This is a genomic window from Hamadaea tsunoensis DSM 44101, assembly GCF_000428945.1.
Taxonomy (GTDB): Bacteria; Actinomycetota; Actinomycetes; order Mycobacteriales; family Micromonosporaceae; genus Hamadaea; species Hamadaea tsunoensis.
The window spans coordinates 281,493-305,371 of sequence record NZ_AUAX01000003.1; the positions used below are offsets into that span (position 1 = coordinate 281,493).

Consider the following 23,879-nt stretch of genomic DNA (forward strand, 5'->3'; position numbering starts at 1 on the left):
ACACAGGAGGTACCGTGCCGAAGGCATCTCGCATTCTCACGGGGAGGATCGCCGTGCGTCGTCTCGCCGCGACCCTGACACTGCTGCTCACCGCCGCGCTGCTCGGAGCGCCCGCGCCCGCCCAGGCGGTCACACCATCCGGTACGCGTACCGGCCTCACCACGTCGCCCGACGTCGCCCGGAGGATCGTCGGCACGGTACGGGACAGCTCCGGCCTGCCCCTCGCCGGCGCCTGCGTGGATGTCCACTACAACCAGTGGCAGTTCTTCGCGCACGCGTGCACCGACGCCGCCGGGCACTACGAGGTCGGCGGCATCTCCGACCAGCTCGCCATCTACCGGATGCAGGCCGCCGCGCCCGGGTACGCCGCCCGCTGGTGGCCTGCCTCGGTGGAGTACAACGGCAGCAAGCCGGTGACCGTACCGGCGCCCGGGGTTCCGCGTACGGTCGATTTCGTCCTGCCGACGATGGCCGAGGCGAGCGGGACGATCACGGGAACGATCCGGCGTCAGGACGGCACACCCGCCTCCGGCGCTGTCGTGCAGGTGTACACGGCCACGGGCGACGACATCGAAACGGTGTACACCAGGTTGGATGGAAGCTACAACCTCGGCGGGCTGACCGCGGGGCAGTACCGGATACAGGTCTACGGGGCGGGCTACCCGACCCAGTACGTCCCCGGCCGGACCACGTTCGCCGACGCCCAGCCGCAGACCGTGACGGCCGGCGCCACGACCACCGTGAACGAGACGTTCCTGCCGGTGACGCCGATCCCGCCGGCGACGACGGGCAGCCTGACCGGGACCGTACGCGATCCCGCCGGGGCCGCCATCGCGGGCGCCGACGTCCAGCTCTTGAGCCCGTTGGCGTATACGGCTGAGACGGTGGCCCAGACGGTGACCGACCAGGACGGGCGTTTCACCCTGACCGGCCTCGCGCAGGATGATCTGGCCTACTACCTGCGTACCAGCGCGGCTGGTTACGCAAGCGCGTGGGGAACCGGCACCGTCACGCCGTCGAGCATCAGCGTCAGCCCTGCCGGTTCGGCGGTCAGCGTCGTCCTGCGGCCCGGCGCCGGTGCCATCACCGGCACACTGCACGACTTCGACGGCGGTACGCCACCGCGTACACGGCTGAACTTCGCGTCCGTCGACGAGACGGTCTCCTTCACCACCTACGCCTGGTTCGACGGCCACTTCGAGATTCCCGACGTGCCGGCCGGGCAGTATCGGTTGACGCTCGTGCCCACCAGCCGCCTGACGCAGTACTGGCCGGGAACGACCGATCCCGCGAAGAGCGGAACCATCACGGTGACCGACAAGACCACGACCGACGTCCAGGAGACGCTCGTCGCACCGGCCCGCATCGAGGTCACCGTGCTGGACGACGTGACCGGGCAGCCGGTCACGGGGGCCTGCGTCAAGGGCAACACCACCTCGTGGTCGGCCTGTGCCCCGGCGATCGCGGCCGGCGTCTACGCGTACGACTCCACCGCCGCCTCGACGAGCTTCACCTCCGTGACCGCCAGCCGCACGCCCACCTACTTCCCAGCCTCGTCAGGGAAAGTCTCGGCGGTCCTCGGACAGACGACGAAGGTCACCCTCCGGCTGCGGCCGGGTGCGGTTCTGGCCCTCGACTACACGGTTCCCGCGAACGCTTACAGCCCGTCGCAGATCTGCTTCCACGCCGTCACGGCAGCTCCTTTCCAGCCCGACCGGGCCACCGACGCCTGCCCGACGGTGAGCGGCGGGCATGCTCTGCTCGGCCCGATCCCGGCCGGCTCCGCGCAGGTGCTGCTGTACCTGATAGTCAACACCAATCTCGGCGCGCTCTGGGTCACGGACGCCGGCGGCGGCGGTGACCAGCGGCAGGCGACCCGGTTCACCTTCGTAGCGGGTCAGACCACCACCGGGCCGACGCAGCATCTCCTCCCGAGCGGGTCGATCAACGGCACGGTGACCGGTCCGGGCTCCACCGACCTGGTGTGCCCAGGCCCTGTCATCACCGGCTACGGCAGCTGCGCGACCGGCAGCTACACCCAGTCCGGCCTAGGCCCGTACCGCTGGCCCGTGTCGCTCTCGCTGTCGCCGTTCGGGCAGGTGGTGGGCTGGACCGGACCGGGTGCCAACCGCTTCGACGCAGGCTACGTCCAGGTCACCAGCGGCCAGGCCGCCCAGGCTGACATCCGGCTGCGGCCGCTGTCGCAGATGTGGCTGACCGTGCAGGGCGTCCCGGCGAACACGTGGACGCTCACCGCCTTCGACCCCGTGACCGGTGACCGGGTCGCGGATGTCGGTGTCGGACGTGGACTGTTCGAGTCCATCTCGGTGCCGGGCCAGGTCGTGCTGATGCTCAGCGCGCCGTCGCTGGCCCAGCCGTGCTACGTCACCGTTGCGCGGTCGGCGGCGCCCGGCCGCCGCCCCCAGCCGAGCTACGTCATCGATCCGGTGGATCGACTGACGATCACCCCCGGGGCGGACTGTCGATCGGACATCACACCGAGCTTGCAGCAGGGTCACGCCACCCGGCGCTGAGGCTCGGTCGCAGGAGGACGGTTCGCCACCTGGCGGGCCGTCCTCTTGCCGTTGAGGAACAAGGTCAGCGGGCGATGTTTACACCCGCCGTGAGGATCAGCTGCGCCAGCGCCACCGGCACCAGGATCAGCCAGCACAGCTTCTGCAGCTGGTCCTCCCGGAGCCGCGGATAGGACACCCGCAGCCAGATCACGACGAACGCCACCGCGAACGTCTTCACGAGCATCCAGATCCAGCCGATCGCGTCCGGCCCGGGACCTTTCCACCCGCCCAGGAACAGCACCGCCGTGAGCGCCGCGATCACCACGATGCCGACGTACTCGGCGAGCAGGAAGAACGCGAAGCGCAGGCCCGTGTATTCGGTCATGTAGCCGAAGACCAGCTCGGAGTCGGCGATCGGCATGTCGAACGGCGGGCGGCGGATCTCGGCGACGCCGGCCACGAAGAAGACCGCCAGGGCCGGCAGCTGCCAGGCGAGCCACCACGGCTGCCAGGCGTGCACGATGCCGGACAGCGACAGGGTCCCGGCCGCCATGGCCACGCTCGCCGCCGACAGCACCAGCGGCAGCTCGTACGCCATCAGCTGCGCCGCCGCCCGCAGAGCGCCCAGGAGGGAGTACTTGTTGGCGGAGGCCCAGCCGGACATGAGCACGGCGACGACGCCGATACCGAGGACGGCGAGGACGAAGAAGAGGCCGACGTCGAGGGACTGTCCGACCAGGTCACCCGGGCCGAGCGGGATCACCATGAGGGCCATGAGGTACGGGATCAGCGCGACGACCGGTGCCCAGCGGAAGACCGGGCGGTCGGCGGCGCGCGGCGTGACGTCCTCCTTCTGCGCGAACTTCACGCCGTCGGCGACCAGCTGCGCCCAGCCGTGGAACGCGCCGGCGTACATGGGGCCGAGGCGGCCCTGCATGTGCGCCATGACCTTGTGCTCGGTCTGCCCGACGATCAGCGGCAGCACCAGGAACGCGACGAACACGCCGGCCACGCGGATCGCGAGTTCGAGCCAGACGGGCATCAGTCCTCCGCCCCGGGAGCCGCTTCGGGGGCCGTAGCCGCCCGGTGAGCGGCCGGACCCCACTCCTCCGGCGAGGGTACGCCCGGCGGGCGTACCGGGGCGCGCTTCGCGGAGCCGGACTCGGACTCGCCCGGCTCCTTCGCGCCCGGCCACGGCTTCGCGACCCGGCTGGCCAGGATGAACTCCTTACGCAGCGGGTGGCCCTCGAACTCGGGCGGCAGCAGCAGCGGCGGGAGTTCGCCGGGGAAGCCGATGCCGAACATCTCGAACGTCTCCCGCTCGTGCCAGGCGGCGCCGGGATAGACGTCCACAACGGACGGCAGCGACGGCTCCGACCGGCCGAGCCGCGTGCGCACGAGTACGCCGAACCGCTCCGCGGTGGACCACAGGTGCGCGAGGACGGCGAAGCCCTCGGGAAGCTCGTCGACGGCCGACAGCCAGTCGAAGAAGTCGCAGCCGAGCCGGTCGCGGGCGACGGTCAGGGCGGCCGGCCAGGAATCCGCCGGCACGTCCACGACCGCCCGCGCGTACGCGTTGCCGGCCGAGACGCCCGCCGTGACGCCGTCCGCCACACCGGCCGCCGCCAGCAGCTCGGTCAGGCGCGCGCCGACCTCCTCGGGAGTCATGGCCCGATCCTAGGCGAGCAGCAGCCCGGGGGTCGTGTCGGTCGGGCCGGGGTCACTCCGGACGGCGTACCGACGGGGCGGTCAGGGCCAGCGGGTCGGGGCGGTCGACGCCGCCGAGACCGGACTCCTCGGCCGCGATCTTCTCTTGCAAGCGCAGGATGCCGTGCAGCAGTGCCTCCGGCCGGGGCGGGCAGCCGGGCACGTAGACGTCGACCGGGATGATCTGGTCGACGCCCTTGGTGACCGAGTAGCTGTCCCAGTAGGGGCCGCCGCAGTTGCTGCACGCGCCGAACGAGATGACGTACTTCGGCTCGGGCATCTGGTCGTAGAGGCGCTTGACGGCCGGGGCCATCTTGTCGGTGACCGTGCCGCTGACGATCATCAGGTCGGCCTGCCGGGGCCCGTGCGCGAACGGGATGACGCCGAGGCGCATGAAGTCGTGCCGGCCCATGCTCGTCGCGATGAACTCGATCGCGCAGCAGGCGAGGCCGAAGTTGAACACCCACAGCGAGTATCGGCGGCCCCAGTTCAGCACGAACTTGATCGGGTGGCCGAGGACCGCGGGCAGCTGCACCATGAGCTCAGACTACGCCGGGGCGGAAGCCGGGACCGGCTCCGGGACCGCGGTGTAGCCGCGCAGGAAGACGAGCGCCAGGCCCACGATGATCGCCGGGACCAGGGTGAAGCCCAGCAGCACGCCGCGCTCGGCGAGCGCGCTCTGCGCCGCCGCCACGCCCGTGCTCGACGGCACGTAGTGGAACAGCTGCAGCACCGTGCCGAAGATCCCCGGCCCGAGCGCCAGGCCGAGCGTCTCCCCGGCCGTCCACACGCCCGTGAACACCCCGCCCTGCCTTTTCCCGGTACGCGCTTCGTCGGCCGCGATGCAGTCGGGCAGCATCGCGAGACCGAAGAGCTGCTGGCCGGCGTACCCGAATCCCATGATCGCGACGAGCACGTAGACCACGAAGCGGGGCACGAACGGGGCGCTGACCAGGGCGAGCGTCGCGGCCGTGAGCGTGGCGGAGGCGAGCACGTAGCCGCGCAGCTTGCCCAGCTTGTCGCCGACCCGGCGCCAGAAGGGGGTGACGACCAGGGCGGGCGAGACGACGGTGATGAACAGCATGGTCGTGGCGTCGTGCTGGTGCAGCACGTGGTCTGCGAAGTACTGCACCCCGGCGAGCATGCACGCGACCCCGGCCGCCTGCACCACGAAACACGCCACCAGTACGCGGAACGGCCGGTTCGCCGCGGCCACCCGCAGCTGGGCGCGCAGCGACGGTTCGGCCGCCGTGACCTCGCCGAGCGGCGCGTTCGCGGTGCCGTAGAACGCGCAGAGCGTGCCGACGACCATGATCGCGGCGACGAAGACGCCCATCGCCCGGTGGCCGGGGATGCCGCCGCCGCCCAGGTCGACGACCAGCGGCGCGATCGCGCCGGAGACCAGGATGGCGGTCGCCAGCATCACCACCCGCCAGGTCATCAGCCGCGTACGCTCCGAGCTGGTCGAGGTCATCTCGGCCGGCATGGAGCCGTAAGGGACCTGGAAGAAGGCGAAGGCCGTCGCGGTGAGCAGGAACGTCGCCGCGACGTAGACCACGGCGCCGGACCGGCCGAACGGCGCGGCGAACATCAGCGCGAACAGCACCGCCAGGGTCAGCCCGGCGAAGAGCAGGTAGGGCCGGCGGGCGCCCCAGCGGGTCTGCGTCCGGTCCGAGATCCGCCCGACGGTCGGGTTCGCGACGACGTCCCAGGCCTTCGGCAGCAGCACGAGCAACCCGGCCGCCGCCGCGGGTACGCCCAGCGTGTCGGTCAGGTACGGCAGCAGCAGCAACCCGGGAACCGTGCCGAAAGCGCCCGTCACCAAGGATCCCAGGGAATACCCGATGCGGACACGAGGCGGCAGGGGCGCGCGGGCCGGCGCCTGATTGGCCACACTGGTCTGCATGGGCGCTTCCATGGGCACAGAGCGTACGGGAGTGAGAAAGAGTCGCGTATCGGCCGGGGTGGCCGCCGGACATCCGGCGACCGTCGAGGCCGGTCTGCGCGTCCTGGTGGAGGGCGGCAACGCCGTCGACGCCGCCGTCGCCGCCACCTTCGCTTCGTGCGCCACCGAGACCATCCTGTGCGGCCTGGGCGGCGGCGGATTCGCCACCGTCTTCTCCGCCGACTCCGGCAGCGTCGCCGTCCTCGACTTCTTCTGCGCCGTACCGGGCCTCGACGGCGGCGTCGCCGGACCGATGGTCCCCGTCGAGGTCTACTTCGGCGAGGTGCCGATCGACTACGAGATCGGTGGCGCGTCGGTCGCCGTGCCGGGCGTACCGGCGGGCTGCGCGGAACTGCACCGCCGCTTCGGCTCGCTGCCGTGGGCCGAGATCGTGCGGCCGGCGTACGAACTCGCCCGGTCGGGGGCACCGATCCCGGTACCGCAGGCCGAGGCGCTGCACTCGATCCGGGCCGCCATGACCATCGGCGACGGCGCCCGGGCGTACGCGCCGACGGGCCGGCTCCTCGAAGGCGGCGACCTGCTCCTGCACCCTGGGCTGGCGGACGCGTTCGCCCTGCTCGGGACCGGCATCGACGAGTGGGACGGGCACACCCGACCGCTCATCGCCGACGGCGTACGCGCGGCCGGCGGGGCGCTCGGCCGGCGCGATCTGGCGGACTACCGCGTCATCTCCCGCCCCGTACGCTCGGCCACGCTCGCCGGGCGGCACGTCTGCGGCCGGCTGGACCTGAACCGGACCCTGCCCACCTTCGCGGCGCTCCCCGAGATCTCGGCCCTGTCCCGGCCGGAACGCGCGGTCGCGCTCGCGAAGACGCTCCGGGACAACGGCCACCGGCCGGCGTCCGCCACCGAGGCCGTCTTCGACGTCGAGCCCGAGGGGCACGATTTCGACCCGCCGCCCCGGGAGCCGCTGCGACGCGGCGAGACGACCAACATCTCGGTCGTCGACCGGCACGGCAACGCCTGCGTCGTCACGCACACCCTCGGGCTCGGCTCCGGGGTCTGGCTGCCGGGGCTCGGCGTACACCTGAATTCGATGTTGGGTGAAGGTGAGCTGGTGGCCGGCGATCTGGCCGCGGGCGACCGGGTGCACTCGATGATGTCGCCGCTGGTGGTGCTGGCGCCCGGCGGGCAGCTGGAGCTGGCGATCGGCGCGGCCGGCGCGTCGCGGATCCGGTCGGCGCTGCTCAGCACCCTCGTGCCCTACCTGGTCGACGGTCGCTCGGTCCCGGCCGCCGTCGGTACGCCGCGCCTGCACGTCGCCGAGAACACCGCGCACCTGGAGCCGAACTATCCGGCGGCGGACGAGGAGGCGCTGGTCGGCGCGGGATTCGAGATCGAGCGGTGGGAGAAGACGCACCACTTCTTCGGCGCGGTCAGCGCGGTGGGGCGCGGCGGGGTGGCGGGTGACCCCCGCCGCGGCGGCGCCGCCCGCGCCTACCCGGCCTGACACCCCTTGCACGCTACGGCCGCTCCTTGATCCCGGTCGGATCAGGGAAATCACCCGAATCTTGGGCCAAGATTCGGGTGAGAACCGTGATCTAAACTGGATCTTGAGGAACCCACGCGGAGCGTCAGCGGATGTGGCCGGCGCCCGTGACGACGTACTTCGTGGAGGTCAGCTCGGGCAGGCCCATCGGGCCGCGCGCGTGCAGCTTCTGGGTCGAGATGCCGATCTCCGCGCCGAAGCCGAACTCCCCGCCGTCGACGAACCGGGTCGACGCGTTGACCAGGACCGCCGCCGCGTCCACCCGAGCCGTGAACTCCTGCGCGGCCGCCAGCGATCCGGTGATGATCGCCTCGCTGTGCCCCGTCCCGTACGCCGCGATGTGCTCGATCGCCGCGTCCACGGACGACACGACGGCCGCCGAGAGATCCAGCGACAGGTACTCCGTCGCGAAGTCCTCGGCTGTCGCCGCGACGACCTCGCCGAACGCCGCCACCTCGGGCGTACCGTGCACGGTCACGCCGGCCTCGGCCAGCGCGACCAGCGCCGACGGCAGGAACGCGGCGGCCGCGTCGGCGTGCACCAGCAGCGACTCGGCCGCGTTGCAGACCGAGGGCCGCGACGTCTTGGCGTTCAGCAGGATGCTCAGCGCCATGTCCAGGTCGGCGGACGCGTCGACGTAGATGTGGCAGTTGCCCACGCCGGTCTCGATCACCGGCACCGTCGACCCCTCGACCACGCTGCGGATCAGGCCCGCGCCGCCGCGCGGGATCAGCACGTCGACCAGGCCGCGGGCCCGCATGAGCTCGCCCACGCTCTCCCGCGAGGACGCGTCGACCAGCTGGATCGCGTCGGCCGGCAGCCCGGTCTTCGCGACCGCCTCGCGCAGCACGGCCACGATCGCCGCGTTCGAGTGCGCCGCGCTCGACGAACCCCGCAGCAGCACCGCGTTGCCCGACTTCAGGGTCAGCCCGGCCGCGTCCGCCGTCACGTTCGGCCGTGCCTCATAGATGATGCCGACCACGCCGAACGGCACGCGTACCTGGCGCAGCTGCAGGCCGTTGGGCAGCGTCGAGCCGCGCACGACCTCGCCCACCGGGTCCGCGAGCGCGACCATCTGCCGCAGCCCGTCGGCGATCCCGGCCAGCCGCGCCGGCGTCAGCGTCAACCGGTCCACGATCGACTCGCTGGTCCCCGCCTCCCGCGCCGCCGCGACGTCCCGCTCGTTCGCCTCCAGAATTTCCGGCGTACGCGCAGCCAGCGATTCGGCCATCGTCAGCAGGGCCTCGTCCTTGACGGCCCGCGGCGCGGTCGCGAGGATCCGGGCGGCCGCCCGGGCGAGTTGGGCCTGCTGCGCGACTGTCTGCGTCATGGCTGCCTCATTTCAGGATGACGAGATCGTCGCGGTGGACGACCTCACGTTCGTAGCCGGGACCGAGGGTCGCGGCGAGTTCCACCGTGGACCGGCCGAGCAGGCCCGGCAGTTCGAGGGCGTCGTAGTTGACCAGTCCGCGGGCCACCGGGTGGCCGGTGCCGTCCACGAGATCGACCGGATCACCGGCCGCGAAGGCGCCGTCGACCGCGGTGATCCCGGCCGGCAGCAGCGACTTGCGCCGTTCGACCACGGCGGCCACCGCCCCGGCGTCGAGATGCAGGCGGCCCCGGGCGGCCGTCGCGTGGGCCAGCCAGAACAGGCGGGCCGACGCGCGTACGGGATGGGGGGTGAAAAGTGTGCCCACCTCCTCGCCGCGCAGGGCCTCGGCCGCCCGCGGCGCGGCGGTCAGGACGACCGGGATGCCGGCGCCGTTCGCGATGCGCGCGGCCTCCACCTTGGTGACCATGCCGCCGGTGCCGACGCCCGCCTTCCCCGCGGCGCCGATGGTGATCCCGGCGAGATCGTCCTCGCCCCGGACCAGCTCGACGCGGCGCGAGGCCGGGTCGCGGGGGTCGCCGGTGTACAGAGCGTCCACATCGGACAGCAGGACCAGCAGCTCCGCCTCGACCAGCGCGGCCACCAGGGCGGCCAGCCGGTCGTTGTCGCCGAACCGGATCTCGTCGGTGGCGACGGTGTCGTTCTCGTTGACGATCGGGACCACGCCGAGATCGAGCAGCCGCTGGAGCGTACGCCGGGCGTTGCGGTAGTGCGAGCGCCGCGTGAGGTCGTCGACGGTGAGCAGCACCTGCCCGACGGTTCGCCCGTGCGCCCCGAACGCGGCCGTGTACGCGTGCATCAGCAGGCCCTGCCCGACGCTCGCCGAGGCCTGCTGGGTGGCGAGGTCCCGCGGTCGGCGCGGCAGTCCGAGCGGGGCCAGGCCGGCCGCGATGGCGCCCGAGGAGACGAGGATGACCTGCTTCGCCCCGCCCGCGACGAGCGCGGTGACCAGGGCGTTGAGCCGATCCGGGTCGAGGCCGCCCGCGGCGGTGGTCAGGGACGAGGAGCCGACCTTGACCACGATGCGCCGGGCCGACGTGACAGTCTGCCGCACCCGACCATTCTGACCTGCGCCGATCGGTGGCCGTCGGAGGCTTCCCATAGTGTGGGGGCCGTGGACTCCGACGAATACCGCGAGCTCGTCCTTCAGCTGGTCGAGCGGATACCACCGGGCCGGGTCATGACCTACGGCGCCATCGCCGAGTACCTGGCCGACGTGTCGGGCCGGTGCTCTGCCCGCCAGGTCGGCACGATCATGGCCCGCTACGGCGCCGGCGTGCCCTGGCACCGGGTCGTCAACTCGTCCGGCCGGGTGGTTCCCGGCCATGAGCAGCGGGCGACCGAGCGGCTGGCGGCCGAGGGCGTGCCGCTGCGGGCCGGCCGGGTGATCATCAAGACGGCCGCCTGGTACCCCGAAGATCACACGGTCGGCGGTTGAGGACACGCACGGTAGCCGTCTAGCCTTCACAGCGTGATCGACATTGATGCCGCCATCGGGTTCGTGGTGGCCAAGGGGGACCATGTCGACCGCGCACGCCTCTCGTATCTGCGTACGGGCGCGCTGCCGGCCGAGGCGGTCCTCGAACGGGCTGAGAACGGCCAGGCGTACAACGGCGGCTGGCCCGCGTTCTGGGCCGAGCAGGTGGCATCCGTCGATGCGACCTGCTTCCATCTCGCGGAACTCGACGACCTCGGCGCGCTCGGCCGCCCCAGTGCCCGCCGGGCGCTCGACTGGCTCGCCACCCGCCAGCAGGCCAACGGCCTGTGGGAAGAGGACAAGTCGCTGGCGGCCGTCGCCCCGGACTGGGCCCGGCCCGGCGACCCCGAAGCCGCGCTGTACATCACCGCCAACGCCGCGTACTGGCTGACGGTCGCCGGACTCGACGCCCGGTCGGCGGGACCGCTCGACGAGCGACCCGGCGGCGCGTACGCGGGAATGGTGGTCCAGGCCGCCGAGGCGCTGCGGGAGCAGGTGCAGCCGGACGGGACGATGCCGACCTTCCTCGTCGCGACCTGGCTGACCGCGGCCGTCCTCTACCGGCAGGACATGTTCTACGAGTCGGTACGCCTGCACCAGCGGCTCATCGACCGCATGCCCGAACTGAGCGCGGCCGACGCCGCGTGGCTGGCCGCCTCGAACCGGCGGGTCGGCGTACGCGACGACGACCGCCTGATCATCACGTCCATGCTGCGCCTGCGCGAGCTCCAGCGGACGGACGGCGGCTTCACCAGCGACGACGGGGACGCCTTCGACGTGCACACGACCCTGATGGCGATCCGCGCCTGCCGATAGGAGTCATACGAAAGGCCCCGCCTCGAAGGAGGCGGGGCCTTTGACGTTCATCTCAATAAGTCGGCAAGCTCGGGTCGACCTGCTTGATCCAGGCCAGGACGCCGCCCTGGACGTGCACCGCGTTCGAGAAGCCGGCCTGCTTGAGCGCGGCCAGCGCCTCGGCCGAGCGGACGCCCGACTTGCAGTGCAGCACGATCTGCCGGTCCTGCGGCAGCGTGGACAGCGCCGCGCCGGACAGGATGTCGCCCTTGGGGATCAGCGTCGAGCCGGGGATCCGGACGATCTCGAACTCGGCCGGCTCCCGGACGTCGACGAGGAAGATGTCCTTGCCGGCGTCCTGCCACTCCTTCAGCTCACCCGCGGTGATCGTCGCCTCGGCCGCGGCCGCCTGCGCCTCCGGAGACACCGCGCCGCAGAAGTCCTCGTAGTCCTCGAGGAGCTCGGTCTGCGTCGCGTTCTCGCCGCACAGCACGCAGTTCGGGTCCTTGCGTACCTTGATCTTGCGGTACGTCATGTCCAGGGCGTCGTAGACCATCAGCGAACCGACGAGCGGCTCGCCGATGCCGGCCAGCAGCTTGATGGCCTCGGTGACCTGGATCGCCCCGATGCTCGCGCACAGGACGCCGAGGACGCCGCCCTCGGCGCAGCTCGGCACCATGCCGGGCGGCGGCGGCTCCGGGTAGAGGCAGCGGTAGCAGGGACCGTGCTCGGACCAGAAGACGCTGGCCTGGCCGTCGAAGCGGTAGATCGAGCCCCACACGTACGGCTTGTCCAGCAGCACGGCCGCGTCGTTGACGAGGTAGCGCGTGGCGAAGTTGTCGGTGCCGTCCACGATCAGGTCGTACTCGCGGAAGATGTCGAAGACGTTCTCCCGGTCGAGCGCGGTGTCGTGGATCTGCACGGTGACGTACGGGTTGATCTCGCGGATCGAGGCGGCGGCCGACTCGGACTTCTTGCGCCCGACGTCGGACTGGCCGTGGATGATCTGGCGCTGGAGGTTCGACTCGTCGACCGTGTCGAACTCGACGATGCCGAGCGTCCCGACACCCGCCGCGGCCAGGTACATCAGCGCGGGCGAGCCCAGGCCACCGGCGCCGACGCAGAGCACCTTGGCGTTCTTGAGCCGCTTCTGCCCCTCGACCCCGACATCGGGGATGATCAGGTGGCGTGAATAGCGGCGGATCTCGTCGACCGAAAGCGACTCGGCCGGCTCGACCAGCGGCGGCAAAGACACGGTTCCTGCCTTTCCGTGGGAATGGTTGCAGCCCATTCTTGCTCGCGCATGGGAATTCGCGCCATGACGTCTACCACGTGGGACGCGGGAATATTCAGCGGCCGTGATATCGGCTCGTCACGGTATCGGCGGTCCGGTGACCCGCTTGCCGTCGACATAAGGCCAGCCGTTGGCGACGCAGCCCTTGAGCCCGAGCGTCTGCTGCTCCATCACCGGGGCCGGACCCCCCGGGCCGGTGCACGCCTCGTGGTAGAGGCCGAGCTGGTGGCCGACCTCGTGGTTGATCGCGTAGTCCTGGTAGGTCTCCAGGCCCGCGCCGTACTCCGGTACGCCGGTCAGCCAGCGCGCGAGATTGATGATCACCTGTCCGGGCAGCCGGCACGACGTGTACTTGTCCGTGTGGAGTCCGCCGACCGCGCACATCTTCTCGGAGGTGGCCGGCGTCGCGAGGTAGATGACGAACTCGTGCGTCGCCCCCTGCGGTACGCGCTGCCACTTCACCTTGGAGCCGGCGATCCAGCTGCGGGGGTCGCCGAGGATCCGGTCGACCGTCGCGGCGAACGGGGCCACGTCCTGCCCGACGCCGTTCTCCACCGCCACCTGGAATTTGCGCAGCGTGCCCGAGGTGCCGAGGACCTTGCCGGTGCCCGCCGCGTACGCGAAGGTGCCCGGGCCGGTCTGCGGAACGCTCTCCGGCGCGACGGCCTGGATCGGGGACGTGGACGGGGCGCCGCCGGAATCGGGCTGCCCCGCGACCGACGCTCCCGAACTCGGCTGCGCCGTGCTGCCGTCGGCGGTGGTCTGCGGCTCGGCGTGGCCTCCGCGTACCAGGAGGTAGCCGATGGTCGTGGCGACGAACAGCAGCACGACGATCAGCACCGTACGCCGTCGCCGCTGCGCCTTCAGCCGGGCCGCTCGACGCTGCCGGCGGGGACCGTCGCCGCGGCCGCCGTCGCGGGGCTGGCGCGGCGGCAGCCACTCCCCGGTCGGCGCGTCGGCGTACCCGGTTCCGGCGCCGTCCTCGCGTTCCCGGGGCGAGTCGTAGCTCCGGCCGGTCGAGGAGGTCTGGGCCGCGTCGTACGTCTGGGCGGGCTGGTAGCCGGTGTCGTAGGTCTGGCCGGTGCCGCTCCGCGGTCGCACCGACGCCGGATCGCCGGCCCGGCGCGCGCCCGCACCGGGCATCGTGGTCAGGTCGCCGCGCCCGCCGTAGCCGTCGTCGTCGCTTCGGTCCAGGCCGCGACCGGAGCCACGGTCGAAGCCGGCGCCGTAGGTGTCTTCGTAGTCGCGCGGGCGGGCTTCCTCGGGCGCGACGCGGCGCGGCCTCGTCTCGGCCGCCCAGTCACGGCCGTAACCGTCTTCCTGGAGGTAGCCGTCCTGCCCGTAACCGCTCTGCCCGTAGCTGCTCTGCCCGTAGCTGCTCTGCCCGTAGCCGGTCTGCCCGTAACCGCTCTGCCCTTGGCCGGTGTGGCCGTAGCCGCTCGATGCGTAGCCGTCCTGCCCGGGATCGGTCCGCCCGTAGGTTTCCTGCCCGTGGCGGCGCTGGTCGTCGGGATGGTCCGTGGCGGCATAACGTTCCTCGGGCGCGTACCCGCCGTCGAAGGAACCGTAGGGGCGGCCCGGCTCGGAATCGTGCCGGTCGGGCTGGCGGCCGGCACCGCGGCGCGTATCGCCGCCGTGACGCGACGGCTCGGAGGGCGGTTGCCGGCGGTCGTAGCTCATGACGCGCTCCAGACTGCCATACGCCTGCCGCGAAGATGCGTACCGGCGGCCCGAATCGGCGCCAAGTTCATCAAACCGGTGCCGTTCGCTACACAGCGTGCGCGGCGTCCAGCAGTCCCAGCACCGCGCGCGCCACGGTCCGCGGGACCTCCATCTGGGCGACGTGTCCCACGTCCGGCAGGAGCAGCAGCCGCGCGTCGGGAATCGCCCGGGCCACGCGCGGTGCGACGCGTACATCCACCAGGCGGTCGCGCATCCCGGCGATGACCAGCGCGGGCATCGTCAGCGTACGCGCCATGGCCCACAACGATCCGGCACCCGGCAGCTGCGCGCGCAGGAAGCTCAACACCAGACCCCGCAAGGCACCCGTGTACGCGGACGCGAAATGCCCGACCTCGTAACGCCGACGCACCTCGTCGACCGCCTCGGCGAGACGCTGCGGCGGAATGGCGCCCGGATCGGCGTAGCAGGCGGCCAGCACCTCGACGGCCAGCGCCTCCGGCTCCATCGCCCGGATACGCCGGGCCGCCAGCAGATCAGCCCTGGGCAGCGCCAGGAACGGCACGACCCGCCCCTGCAGCGACCGCCGGGGATCCAGGAACGGCATGGCCGGCGAGATCAACGTCAGCGTACGCACGAGGTCCGGCCGCAGGGCGGCGACGCGTACGACGACGGAACCGCCGAGCGAGTTGCCGACCAGGTGCACCGGGCCGCGGCCGGTGGTCTGGATCAGGCCGATCACCGCGCGGCAGAGCGCGGTCTGGGAGTAGCTGCGGGCGGGATCGCTGTAGCCGAAGCCGGGCAGGTCGACGGCCATGCCGTCGAGCCGGTCGGCGAGCAGCCCGGCCAGATCGGTCCAGTTCTGGGAGGAACCGCCGAGACCGTGCACGTAGAGGGCGGCTTCGGCGGCCGGCGTACGCGCCGGCGTCTCGCGGACGAACAGGCCGATGGGGCCGACCTCGATGCGACGCCCGGGCCACGGCGGCACCAGGGGACCTTCGGGGGGCAGGACGTCCTCGGTGGCGAGCGCCGCCCGCCTCATGCGATCGCCTGTTCCCCGCCGATCGCGGTGCTCCCGGCGACGACCCCCGCGATCGTGCTGTCCTCGGTCGTCATGCTCATGATTGTCACGGCAGCAGGGCGGTGAGGCGGCGGTTCACCGCCGCGAGCGTCGCGCGTACCACGGCCTGGCGGGGGTCGCCGGAGACCAGCGCCGACCCGGCCAGCTGCTCGACCCAGCCGTTGCAGACCATGAGCACCACGACCACGGCCACCTCGCAACTGCCCATCGGCACGATCGCGGCCTGCTCGACGTAGCAGTGCCCGCGGCCCTGCGACTCCTCGGGCAGCTCGGACAGCAGCTCGTCGACCGCGTTGGCGGCGGCCGCCGCGCACAGCCGCAGCACGTACCCGTCGACCGCCGGCCCGTTCGAGACGCCCAGCGCGACCTTCTCGCCGGCGACGAGGCGTACCTCGACGGTGGCGTCCATGCCGAACGTGCTCACCTGTACGTGATCGAGGACGACCCGGCGGCCCGGCTCGGCCGGGGTCAGCGCCGGCGGCCGGTTCGGCTCCGGCGGCTCGTCGGGCCGCATCCGCTCCGTCGACGTGCCGCCGCGCAGCTCCGAGGGGTAGCGGCCGCGTACCGAGACCGGATGGCGGCGGCGCGGCTCGCGCGGCGCGGAACTGGCTGGGACCAGACCGGGCGGCAACGGCGGCGCGCCGCGCTGGGCGGGCGTCACCGGAGCCTGCCGGCTCGGCGGGAACGGGCCCTCCGGCCGGTATCCGCCCGGCTGCGTGGGCACGGTCTGACCGGCCGGCGACGCGGGCCGGGCGTCCGGACCCGGCTCAGCCGGCCGGCTCTCGGCCTGCCGCTGCTCCTCCGCCCGGATCTGCTCGGCGACCCGGTTCGGGTCCAGGGCGGCCGGAGGTTCGGCGACGAGGCCCATGCGCTCGTTGAGCATCCGGGCGACCACCCGGCTCACGTACGCCGGATCGGCCCCGTCGGCCAGGTCCAGCCGCAGGTTGTGCCCGCCGGTCGGGGACGCCTTCAGCTGCGCGTCGCGTACGCCGGGAACGTCGCGGACGGCCGACAGCACGGCGGCGATGTCGAAGAAGTCGGGGCGGTCGGTGGCCGGCACGTCGTCGCGCCGCAGCCCGGAGGCGATCCGGGAGAGCGCGGGCGCCGGTGCCGGCGGCTCGACCGTGGGCTCGGAGAGCCGGGGCACGTCGGGCTCCGCCGGTACGCGCTGCGGCAACCCGTGCCCGTGCGGCTGCTGTTCCGCCCAGCCGGCCTGCTCGGCCCAGGGGGATTCGCCGACGGGGTGGCCGTCCGGATGGGTTCCGCCGTGCGTCATGACCCCGGAAGAATGCCCGGCACGAGAAGGATCGATGTGACCGGGGTCGTCCTCCTCGGCGGGCCGGCCCGCCGGGTTCGGCTGGGCCGGACCCTGCCTGCCCGCTGCGGGCGGTCCGGCCTGTGCGGACGCACCGGCGGCGAAGCCGTCGATCCCATTGTGGAGAGACTCTCGTTCCGGACCGTCGGCGGGACGGCGGCCGGGGACGTCACCGAGCGGGCTCGGCTCGCCCTGGGCGGCCGCCATGCCGGGCGCGGGAGTCCCGGGCCGGTGCGATTCAGGCCGGTGCGATTCGGGCCGGTGCGGCTCGGGAACGGGCGCGCCGGGGCCGGCCATCGCCGCGCCTCGGTTGTCGGCGACGCCATGAGTGTCGTCGCCGGGCCGTGGATCGGTCGCGCCGTGCAGGCGGGCGACCGGCTGGCCGTTCGCACCGCCACGACCGCCCGCGCCGTGGTCGCTCGCGTCGCCGAGCGGATCCGCACCGCCACGGTTGTCCGCACCGCCACGGGAATCCGCCTCGTGGCGGGTGCCGGGGCCTTGAGTGAGGCGTGGGTGATTCGGGTCGCCGAGATGGTTCGCCGCCGGCTGACGGAACTCGGGCTCGCCCAGGCCCGCTGGGCTGTGGACGGGCGCGACCTCCGGCGGGCTCGCCGGCCCCGGGCGGACAACGCCGCGCAGCGGGTCCGCCGCGTCCTGCTGCCCTGCTCCCTGGTGGCCGGCTCCCTGATGGCCGGTGTCCTGATGACCCGGCCCGTGCTGTCCGGCGCCCGGGCGGGCCGTGTTCTGCGGACTGAGGCCCTCCTGACCGGCGGCCTGCGGACCGGGGTACTGGTGGCCCACGTTCCGGTGCCCGGTGTTCTGGTACCCGGCGCTGGGGGCTCCGGTGTTCTGGTACCCGGTGTTCTGGACTCTCGTGTTCTGCGGTCCGGACGGCGGACCGGCGTTCGGCAGCCCGTCGCCCTGGCGGGCGGCGCCTCGAAGACCGGCATCGTCATGAGTGGCGTCCGGGTGGGCAGGGCCGGCCGGCTCCGCCTGACGGTCACTGTGCGGGCCCGCGTCGGCCGGACCATGCGCGCCACCGTACTGCCCGCCGGCTGCGGGTCCACCGGCTAAGGGGCGACCGGCGACGGCCGCGCCGAAGACCGGGCCACCCGGGTCCGCGTGCACCGGGCTGCCCGGCGCGGCCGCGTTCCCGTTCGGCACCACCGCGGGCAGAACCGGACCACCGTGTGTCGCCACCCGGGGCCGCCCATCGGCGTCGCCGTCGCGCGCGGGGCGTACGGGTGCGGGAGAGGTCGGCGGGGCGGTCGGAGCGGGCGGGAGCGCCTCTGCTGCGGGCAGAGCCCCCGATCCCGGATATCCGGGACCTCTACCGTTTTGTCCGGCGTAAACCGGGCCACCCGAGGAAGGCTCCGCGGGAGGACCCGCGGGGACGAAACCGTTCGGCTGCGGCGGCGTACCGAGGGTGCCGTAGGAGCCGGTGCCGGACCGGAGCGCACCGGACGGGCGCTCGGACCGGTGCGGCGGACCGTCCGGAGCGGTCGGGCCCGCGTACGCCTCCAGGGGTCGGAACTCCGGCACAGGGCCCTGCTCGATCGGCTCGAATCCGGCCGGCGTACGCGTACGCCCGGGTCCGCCCGACACGGGAGCAGCAGGTTCGGGACTGGGCTGCGGGTACACCGGATAGGTCGACGGCCGCGGAGCGGGCGGCGCGGACGGCACCGACGGGACGTCCAGCAGTCGGGCGAACGGGTTCGGCGTGCCCTGCGGCGGCGTCGGCTCGGTCAGCGGGCGCTCGGCGCCGTACGCGAACGGCGTGCCGTGCGTGACCGGCGGGGCGTCCAGCAGCGGGTGGTCGTACGGGAGGATCTCGTCGTCGGGCAGGACGCTGTAGTCCGGCGCCGGCAGGATCCCATAATCCGGGAGGGACGCGGATTCGCCCGGAGGAATGGCCTCTTCCTCGACGGGCGCGCGGACGCCGGCATCGGCGAGCATCTCCGCGTAGCGCGGCGGAGTCTGAGCGGTACGGGAGTTACGCAGGGCGTCCATCCCCCGGCGCCAGGCCGGCACGACCGAGTCGGACTCGGGTTCCAGCGCGGAGCCCGCACCGGACCAGCCTTCCCAGCCGTTCGCCTGTGGCGGTTCCCCCTTGCCCTCAGGTTGGTGACCGTTGTGATGAGCGGGGGTACTCCCGCCCGTTTGTCCAGTTACGTCCACCGTGCGCTCCTCGGTAGCCCATGGGTGAGGCTACCTTGTTAGGGGAAGCGCGATAAGTTGCAACGGCGGGAGAATTTCATCCACCCGCACGAGGGGCGTACCCAACCCGCGCCCTGAGGAGAGGACGAGAGCCATGACACCGGCGACGAACGGCGCGCGGGCCGCGGGCCGACCGACCCGGATGCCCCGCTCCGCCCGGCGATCGCAACTGCTCGCAGCGGCGCAGGACGTCTTCGTGGCGCAGGGGTACCACGCGGCCGCGATGGACGACATCGCGGAGCGGGCCGGCGTCTCCAAGCCCGTGCTCTACCAGCACTTCCCCGGCAAGCTCGAGCTCTACCTCGCGCTGCTGGACACCCACTGCGACGCGTTCATCGACCAGATCCAGGGCGCCATGGCGGCGACCAACGACAACAAGGAACGCGTACGCGGGGCCACGCACGCGTACTTCGACTTCGTGTCGCACGAGTCCGAGGCGTTCCGCCTGGTCTTCGAGTCGGACCTGCGCAACGACCCGGCCGTACGCGAGCGTGTCGACCGTGTCGAGAAGGCCAGCGTCGAGGCGATCACCGAGACGATCATGTCCGACACCGGCGTCGACCGTGCCCGGGCGGAGCTGCTCGCGGCCGGGCTGACCGGGATCTCCCAGGTCGCCGCGCGGTACTGGCTGACCGGCGGCCGCGAGATCATGCAGGAGGAGGCCGAGCGGCTGATCTCCTCCCTGTCCTGGCGGGGCATCGCCAGCTTCCCCCTCGGCGGCTTCGACCACGCCGGACCGGGCGAGCCGGCGGACTACTAGCCCATTCACCCGAGCGCGAACACGCCTCGGGTGAGCCCGGTACGCGACCGCCCGCGCGCTACTGTTCGCTCAGGCGGTCGTGGGAGCGCCGCCCTGATGCGAGGAGGATCCTGTCCGTGGAGGTCAAGATCGGAGTTCAGTTCGCCCCCCGCGAGCTGGTGCTGGAGAGCGGGCAGTCCCAGGCCGAGGTCGAGGCGACGGTCACCGAGGCGTTCAACTCGGACGGCGGCGTGCTGAGCCTGACCGATGAGAAGGGCCGGCGCGTGCTCGTCCCGGTCTCGAAGATCGCGTACGTGGAGATCGCCGAGGCCCAGCAGCGCCCGGTCGGCTTCACGCCCCGCTGACCCGGCCCCGCGGCCGAGGTCCTCAGTTGTTCAAGCCCACGGCGGCCATCCGGTCGCCGTGGGCTTGCTTCAACCGGTCGAACAGTTCGGCTCCGCCGTCCCCGAGCAGCACCACCAGGTCGGCGTGCTCCTCCGCGACGCGTACCGCCTGGGAGAGGGCCTCGCCGACGAGCCGGCGCGCCCACATCGACAGCCGGCTGGCCGCCTTCGGGTCGGCGGCGACCGCGGCCCGGATCTCGTCCCGCGCGAAGTCGTCGTACGCGTTCGCGTGCAGCACGCGCAGCACCAGGTCCCGGTCGACAGGACCGACGGACGCGGCCACCTCGCGGTAGAAGTCGTCGGCGATCCCGTCCCCGATGTACGCCTTCGTCAGCGCCTCCAGCCAGTCGGTCGGCTCGGTCGCCTCGTGGTATTCGACGAGCGCCTCGACGAAGGGGGCCATCGTGCCGGCCGGGTCGAGGCCGAGTTCGCCGAGCCGGTCGGCGATCTGCCGGTAGTTGCCGATCTCGACCGCCGCCATCTCGCAGAGCACGGCGCGCCGGTGCAGGTCGGGGGCCAGCCGGGCATCCGCGGCCATCCGGTCGAAGGCCAGCAGCTGCGCGTACGCGAGCAGGCCGAGCAGGTCCCGGACGCCGGGTTCGAGTGTGTTCTGCGACACGTCCGGAAGGGTAGCGCGCCGCGACACGGCACGGAACGCGCGGAGAACGCTCGATAATGATCAATATGGGGAACAGTCGGCGCGTACCCGTAGTTGTGATCGGGTGACTACCCAGTGCGCGCGGACATGGTTTCGGGCTACGATGGGTTGGTTGTCGCGGGCTGATCGGGCTCGCGGACACGTGCGGCCCCCGGGGATCACCGCACGGGCGACGGCGTGAGCCGGCGACCCGCCCTGGTGTGCGGCCGACGTGATTCAGGAGCGCGAAACCACCGCGCTACATACACAGCGCGCCCCAGACAGACGCTTTTCATTTGAGGCGGGGCGCACCGAGAGAGGGCACCCCACAACTCCATGAGCACCACGTCAACCTTTGCTGATCTGGGCGTCCGCCCGGAGACAGTCGTCGCGCTGACCGAAATCGGAATCACGCACGCGTTCGCCATTCAGGAGTACGCGCTGCCCATCGCCATGCGTGGCGCCGACCTGATCGGCCAGGCGCCGACGGGTACCGGCAAGACGTTCGGGTTCGGCCTGCCCCTCGTGGACCGTGTGCTGAACCCGGAAGAGGGCGGCGACGGCACGCCTCAGGCGCTCGTCGTCGTACCCACCCGCGAGCTGGGCCTGCAGGTCTCGAAGGACCTCCAGGCGGCCGGCCGGCTGCGCAACATCCGCGTGCTGCCGATCTACGGCGGCGTGGCGTACGAGCCGCAGATCGAGGCGCTCCGCAAGGGCGTCGAGATCCTGGTGGCCACGCCCGGCCGACTCCTCGACCTCATCAAGCAGAAGCACCTGAAGCTCGACCGGATCAAGGCGATCGTCCTCGACGAGGCCGACCGCATGCTGGACCTCGGCTTCCTCGACGATGTCGAGAAGATCCTCTCGCTGCTGCCCGAGCAGCGGCAGACCATGCTCTTCTCGGCCACCATGCCGGACGCGATCGTCACGCTGGCGCGCCGCTTCCTGCACTCCCCGATCACCGTCCACGCGGGACACTCGGAGGAGCCGGGCGTCAGCCCGCAGACGAAGCAGTTCGTCTACCGCACGCACTCCCTCAACAAGCTGGAGATGCTGGCCCGCATCCTGCAGGCCAAGGACCGCGGCCTCACGATGATCTTCAGCCGGACCAAGCGCAACTGCGACCGGGTCACCGAGGACCTCGACTTCCGCGGCTTCGCGGCGGCCGCCGTCCACGGCGACCTCAACCAGGGCGCCCGCGAGCGGGCCCTGCGCGCGTTCCGGGCCGGCAAGATCGACGTCCTGGTCGCCACCGACGTCGCCGCCCGCGGCATCGACATCTCCGGCGTCACGCACGTCGTCAACTTCGACTGCCCCGAGGACCCCGAGACCTACGTGCACCGCATCGGGCGTACGGGTCGGGCGGGGGCCACCGGCGTCGCGGTGACGTTCGTGGACTGGGAGGACATGCCGCGTTGGCGCATCATCGACAAGACTCTCGAGATCGGTGAGCCGGAGCCCCGCGAGACCTACCACACCTCCGAGTGGCTCTACACCGACCTCGACATTCCGACCGACGCCATGTCCACCCTGCCTTCCGCGCAGCGGTCCCGCGAGGGCCTCTCCGCCGAGAAGGAGGAAGACCTCGGCGGCGGTGGCCGCCGCGGTCGTGGCGCGCCGGCGGCCCGTCCCGCCGCCAAGACCCGCTCCCGCCGACCCGCCGGTACGCGCGAAGCAGCCCCGGTCGTCGCCACGGAGTCCGCCGAGCCCGCCGAGTCCGACGAGACGGCGACCCGCCAGCGGCGGCGCCGCCGCAACGGCGAAGTGGTCTCGGGCGACCCGACGGTCATCACGTTCTCCGACACCGGTGGCCCCGACGGCCCGACCGAGCCCGTCGCCTCCGTCGCGTCCGACGCCGGCGCCGCCAAGCCACGCCGCCGCCGTCGCCGCAGCGGAGCCGGCCGCAAGCCGGACGCCCCGGAGGCCTGACGAGCATCGCCCGAACGGCGCGACCCCACCCGGGGACGCGCCGTTCGACCATTCCCGGCCGCGTCAACCGCCCGGGATCGGCGTCCCGTCGTGGGAAGCTGGGCGGATGGAGACCGTGCACACCGTCCTCGTCGCCCTCGCCGAGCGGTACGCCTTCGCCGACCTCGCCGCGCTGGTCGGCGACGGGGCGGGCGGCACCGGCCTGTCCGTTCATGATGTGGCGCGCATCCAGCAGCTGTGCGCCTTCGGTCAGCGGCTGCTGGATCTGGACGCCGAGGACTTCGGGGTCGCCGATGCCGCCGCCGGGGCGAACGTCGAGCACCGGATAGCCGACAGTGTGAGCGGTGATCGCGTACCGGAGGAATTGAGGCAGCGCGCGTTGGAGTGCCGGATGCCCCAGTCCGCCCGGGAACAGGATCGCGGGGCGCTGGCCTCGCTGGTTCCGGCGTACTCGTTGTTGCTGGAGGTCATCCAGGTGCGGTGGCTGCGCCGGGAGACCAGTGCGCTCGTCGCCGCCGTCCACATCATCAGCGAGTACGCGCCCCTGCTCGTCTGGGAGCGGGTGCTGGGCCACGCCGGTGATCCCCTGCGGCTGCCGGAGCAGGTGAACGGCGAGCACAGCCTGTGGGGCGACTTCGAGGGCCGCGAGTGTCCACATACGAAGGCCGAGAAGTCCGCGGCCCAGCGGGTGCTGCGGGTGGCGCACGAGCCGCCGAGTGGCTGGCGGGCGTACCTGGACCGGCAGCATTCCAACACTTCGCACGCGTTGGGCGTCTGCGCGGGTGCGTGTCCGCGCCCGTGCTCGGTGCTGACCCGGTGGACCGCGGACGACCGTGAGCTGCTCGGGGTCGGCAGCCGGCTCGCGGCCACGTTGAACGACTCGTCCCTGGTGAAGCTCCGGCATGCGGCCCCGGTCGGCCACGGCTTCGGGGTGCCTTCGCGCTCGGAGATCATTCAGGCGTGGGAGCGGGGAAGGGCGAGCCTGGCCCGCCACGCCCCCGCGGTCGCCGAGGAGGACGGCTTTCCGCTGCCGGGCTTCGCCGCCCTGGTCAGCGCCTTCGCCGGCCGGCCTGTGAAGCCCGCGACCCTGCTCGCGGACACCGCCGAAGCCATCACCCGCGAACTCCTCAAATAGCCCCCCACGCTCCGCCCCCACCCCCGAGCCCAGCCCCAAGATCCCGCTTGGATCAGGGAAATCACCCGAATCTTGGGCCATGATTCGGGTGATTTCCCTGATCCAAAC

General features: G+C 72.3%; 19 protein-coding genes. 8 read left to right on the forward strand and 11 right to left on the reverse strand.

What is annotated here, in order from left to right; genetic code table 11:
- The first annotated feature begins 53 nt into the window (after positions 1-53).
- On the forward strand, positions 54-2,534 hold the full coding sequence (locus tag G401_RS0106295) for a carboxypeptidase-like regulatory domain-containing protein (RefSeq protein ID WP_027341832.1): 2,481 nt from the start codon (positions 54-56) through the stop codon (positions 2,532-2,534).
- 64 nt (positions 2,535-2,598) lie between these two features.
- Here the strand turns inward: G401_RS0106295 and nuoH are convergent, their stop codons facing one another.
- Genes nuoH through G401_RS43865 form a run of 4 tightly spaced genes read right to left on the reverse strand, consistent with a single transcriptional unit; the run spans position 2,599 to position 6,141 of the window.
- Positions 2,599-3,558, reverse strand: coding sequence for an NADH-quinone oxidoreductase subunit NuoH (gene nuoH, locus G401_RS0106300; RefSeq protein WP_027341833.1), 960 nt, complete (start codon positions 3,556-3,558; stop codon positions 2,599-2,601).
- Positions 3,558-4,184 carry an NADH-quinone oxidoreductase subunit C gene (locus G401_RS0106305; RefSeq protein WP_027341834.1) on the reverse strand — a complete coding sequence of 209 codons (627 nt, stop codon included), beginning with the start codon at positions 4,182-4,184 and terminating at the stop codon, positions 3,558-3,560. Before G401_RS0106305 ends, nuoH begins: the two co-directional genes overlap by 1 nt.
- 52 nt (positions 4,185-4,236) lie before the next feature.
- Positions 4,237-4,758 (reverse strand): NADH-quinone oxidoreductase subunit B, encoded by a 522-nt coding sequence (locus tag G401_RS0106310; protein WP_027341835.1) that lies wholly within the window; start codon positions 4,756-4,758, stop codon positions 4,237-4,239.
- 12 nt (positions 4,759-4,770) lie between these two features.
- On the reverse strand, positions 4,771-6,141 hold the full coding sequence (locus G401_RS43865) for an MFS transporter (protein WP_084556918.1): 1,371 nt from the start codon (positions 6,139-6,141) through the stop codon (positions 4,771-4,773).
- A gap of 19 nt (positions 6,142-6,160) precedes the next feature.
- Between G401_RS43865 and G401_RS0106320 the strand changes: the two genes are divergently transcribed.
- A complete protein-coding gene (locus tag G401_RS0106320; protein WP_027341836.1) occupies positions 6,161-7,639 on the forward strand; it encodes a gamma-glutamyltransferase in 1,479 nt (492 codons plus the stop codon).
- Positions 7,640-7,763: 124 nt separating this feature from the next.
- On the opposite strand, the gene G401_RS0106325 is transcribed toward G401_RS0106320, so the two are convergent.
- Entirely contained in the window at positions 7,764-9,008 is a 1,245-nt protein-coding gene (locus G401_RS0106325) for a glutamate-5-semialdehyde dehydrogenase (RefSeq protein WP_027341837.1), read from the reverse strand.
- A 7-nt stretch (positions 9,009-9,015) separates the two neighbouring features.
- Complete coding sequence (gene proB / locus G401_RS0106330; RefSeq protein ID WP_051366251.1) at positions 9,016-10,170, reverse strand: glutamate 5-kinase; 1,155 nt, start codon at positions 10,168-10,170, stop codon at positions 9,016-9,018.
- Positions 10,171-10,182: 12 nt separating this feature from the next.
- Here proB and G401_RS0106335 point away from each other — a divergent pair, with 12 nt between their 5' ends.
- Together G401_RS0106335 and G401_RS0106340 are read left to right on the forward strand one after the other, a co-directional pair.
- The gene (locus G401_RS0106335) at positions 10,183-10,506 is read left to right on the forward strand and encodes an MGMT family protein (RefSeq protein WP_027341839.1); all 324 of its coding nucleotides are present in this window, start codon (positions 10,183-10,185) and stop codon (positions 10,504-10,506) included.
- A gap of 33 nt (positions 10,507-10,539) precedes the next feature.
- A complete protein-coding gene (locus G401_RS0106340; RefSeq protein WP_027341840.1) occupies positions 10,540-11,361 on the forward strand; it encodes a prenyltransferase/squalene oxidase repeat-containing protein in 822 nt (273 codons plus the stop codon).
- A 52-nt stretch (positions 11,362-11,413) separates the two neighbouring features.
- On the opposite strand, the gene moeZ is transcribed toward G401_RS0106340, so the two are convergent.
- The 4 genes from moeZ to G401_RS54520 all read right to left on the reverse strand — a co-directional run bounded on the left by moeZ (position 11,414) and on the right by G401_RS54520 (position 18,888).
- The gene (gene moeZ / locus G401_RS0106345) at positions 11,414-12,631 is read right to left on the reverse strand and encodes an adenylyltransferase/sulfurtransferase MoeZ (RefSeq protein WP_027341841.1); all 1,218 of its coding nucleotides are present in this window, start codon (positions 12,629-12,631) and stop codon (positions 11,414-11,416) included.
- 81 nt (positions 12,632-12,712) lie between these two features.
- Positions 12,713-14,314, reverse strand: coding sequence for a DUF3152 domain-containing protein (locus tag G401_RS0106350; RefSeq protein WP_245601633.1), 1,602 nt, complete (start codon positions 14,312-14,314; stop codon positions 12,713-12,715).
- 88 nt (positions 14,315-14,402) lie between these two features.
- Positions 14,403-15,356, reverse strand: coding sequence for an alpha/beta fold hydrolase (locus G401_RS0106355; RefSeq protein ID WP_027341843.1), 954 nt, complete (start codon positions 15,354-15,356; stop codon positions 14,403-14,405).
- An 85-nt stretch (positions 15,357-15,441) separates the two neighbouring features.
- Positions 15,442-18,888: a hypothetical protein gene (locus tag G401_RS54520; RefSeq protein ID WP_157545386.1), complete on the reverse strand. Its 3,447-nt coding sequence runs from the start codon at positions 18,886-18,888 to the stop codon at positions 15,442-15,444.
- A gap of 133 nt (positions 18,889-19,021) precedes the next feature.
- Between G401_RS54520 and G401_RS0106370 the strand changes: the two genes are divergently transcribed.
- A complete protein-coding gene (locus tag G401_RS0106370) occupies positions 19,022-19,687 on the forward strand; it encodes a TetR/AcrR family transcriptional regulator (protein ID WP_027341844.1) in 666 nt (221 codons plus the stop codon).
- Positions 19,688-19,803: 116 nt separating this feature from the next.
- Positions 19,804-20,031 (forward strand): DUF3107 domain-containing protein, encoded by a 228-nt coding sequence (locus G401_RS0106375; protein ID WP_027341845.1) that lies wholly within the window; start codon positions 19,804-19,806, stop codon positions 20,029-20,031.
- 22 nt (positions 20,032-20,053) lie between these two features.
- Here G401_RS0106375 and G401_RS0106380 read toward each other — a convergent pair whose 3' ends face one another.
- Positions 20,054-20,689, reverse strand: a complete 636-nt coding sequence (locus G401_RS0106380; RefSeq protein WP_051366319.1) for a ferritin-like fold-containing protein — start codon at positions 20,687-20,689, stop codon at positions 20,054-20,056.
- A gap of 354 nt (positions 20,690-21,043) precedes the next feature.
- On the opposite strand from G401_RS0106380, the gene G401_RS43880 reads away from it, so the two are divergent.
- Entirely contained in the window at positions 21,044-22,636 is a 1,593-nt protein-coding gene (locus tag G401_RS43880; protein ID WP_051366259.1) for a DEAD/DEAH box helicase, read from the forward strand.
- Between the two features lie 106 nt (positions 22,637-22,742).
- Positions 22,743-23,771: a hypothetical protein gene (locus G401_RS0106390; protein WP_027341847.1), complete on the forward strand. Its 1,029-nt coding sequence runs from the start codon at positions 22,743-22,745 to the stop codon at positions 23,769-23,771.
- The last annotated feature ends 108 nt before the right edge of the window (positions 23,772-23,879 follow it).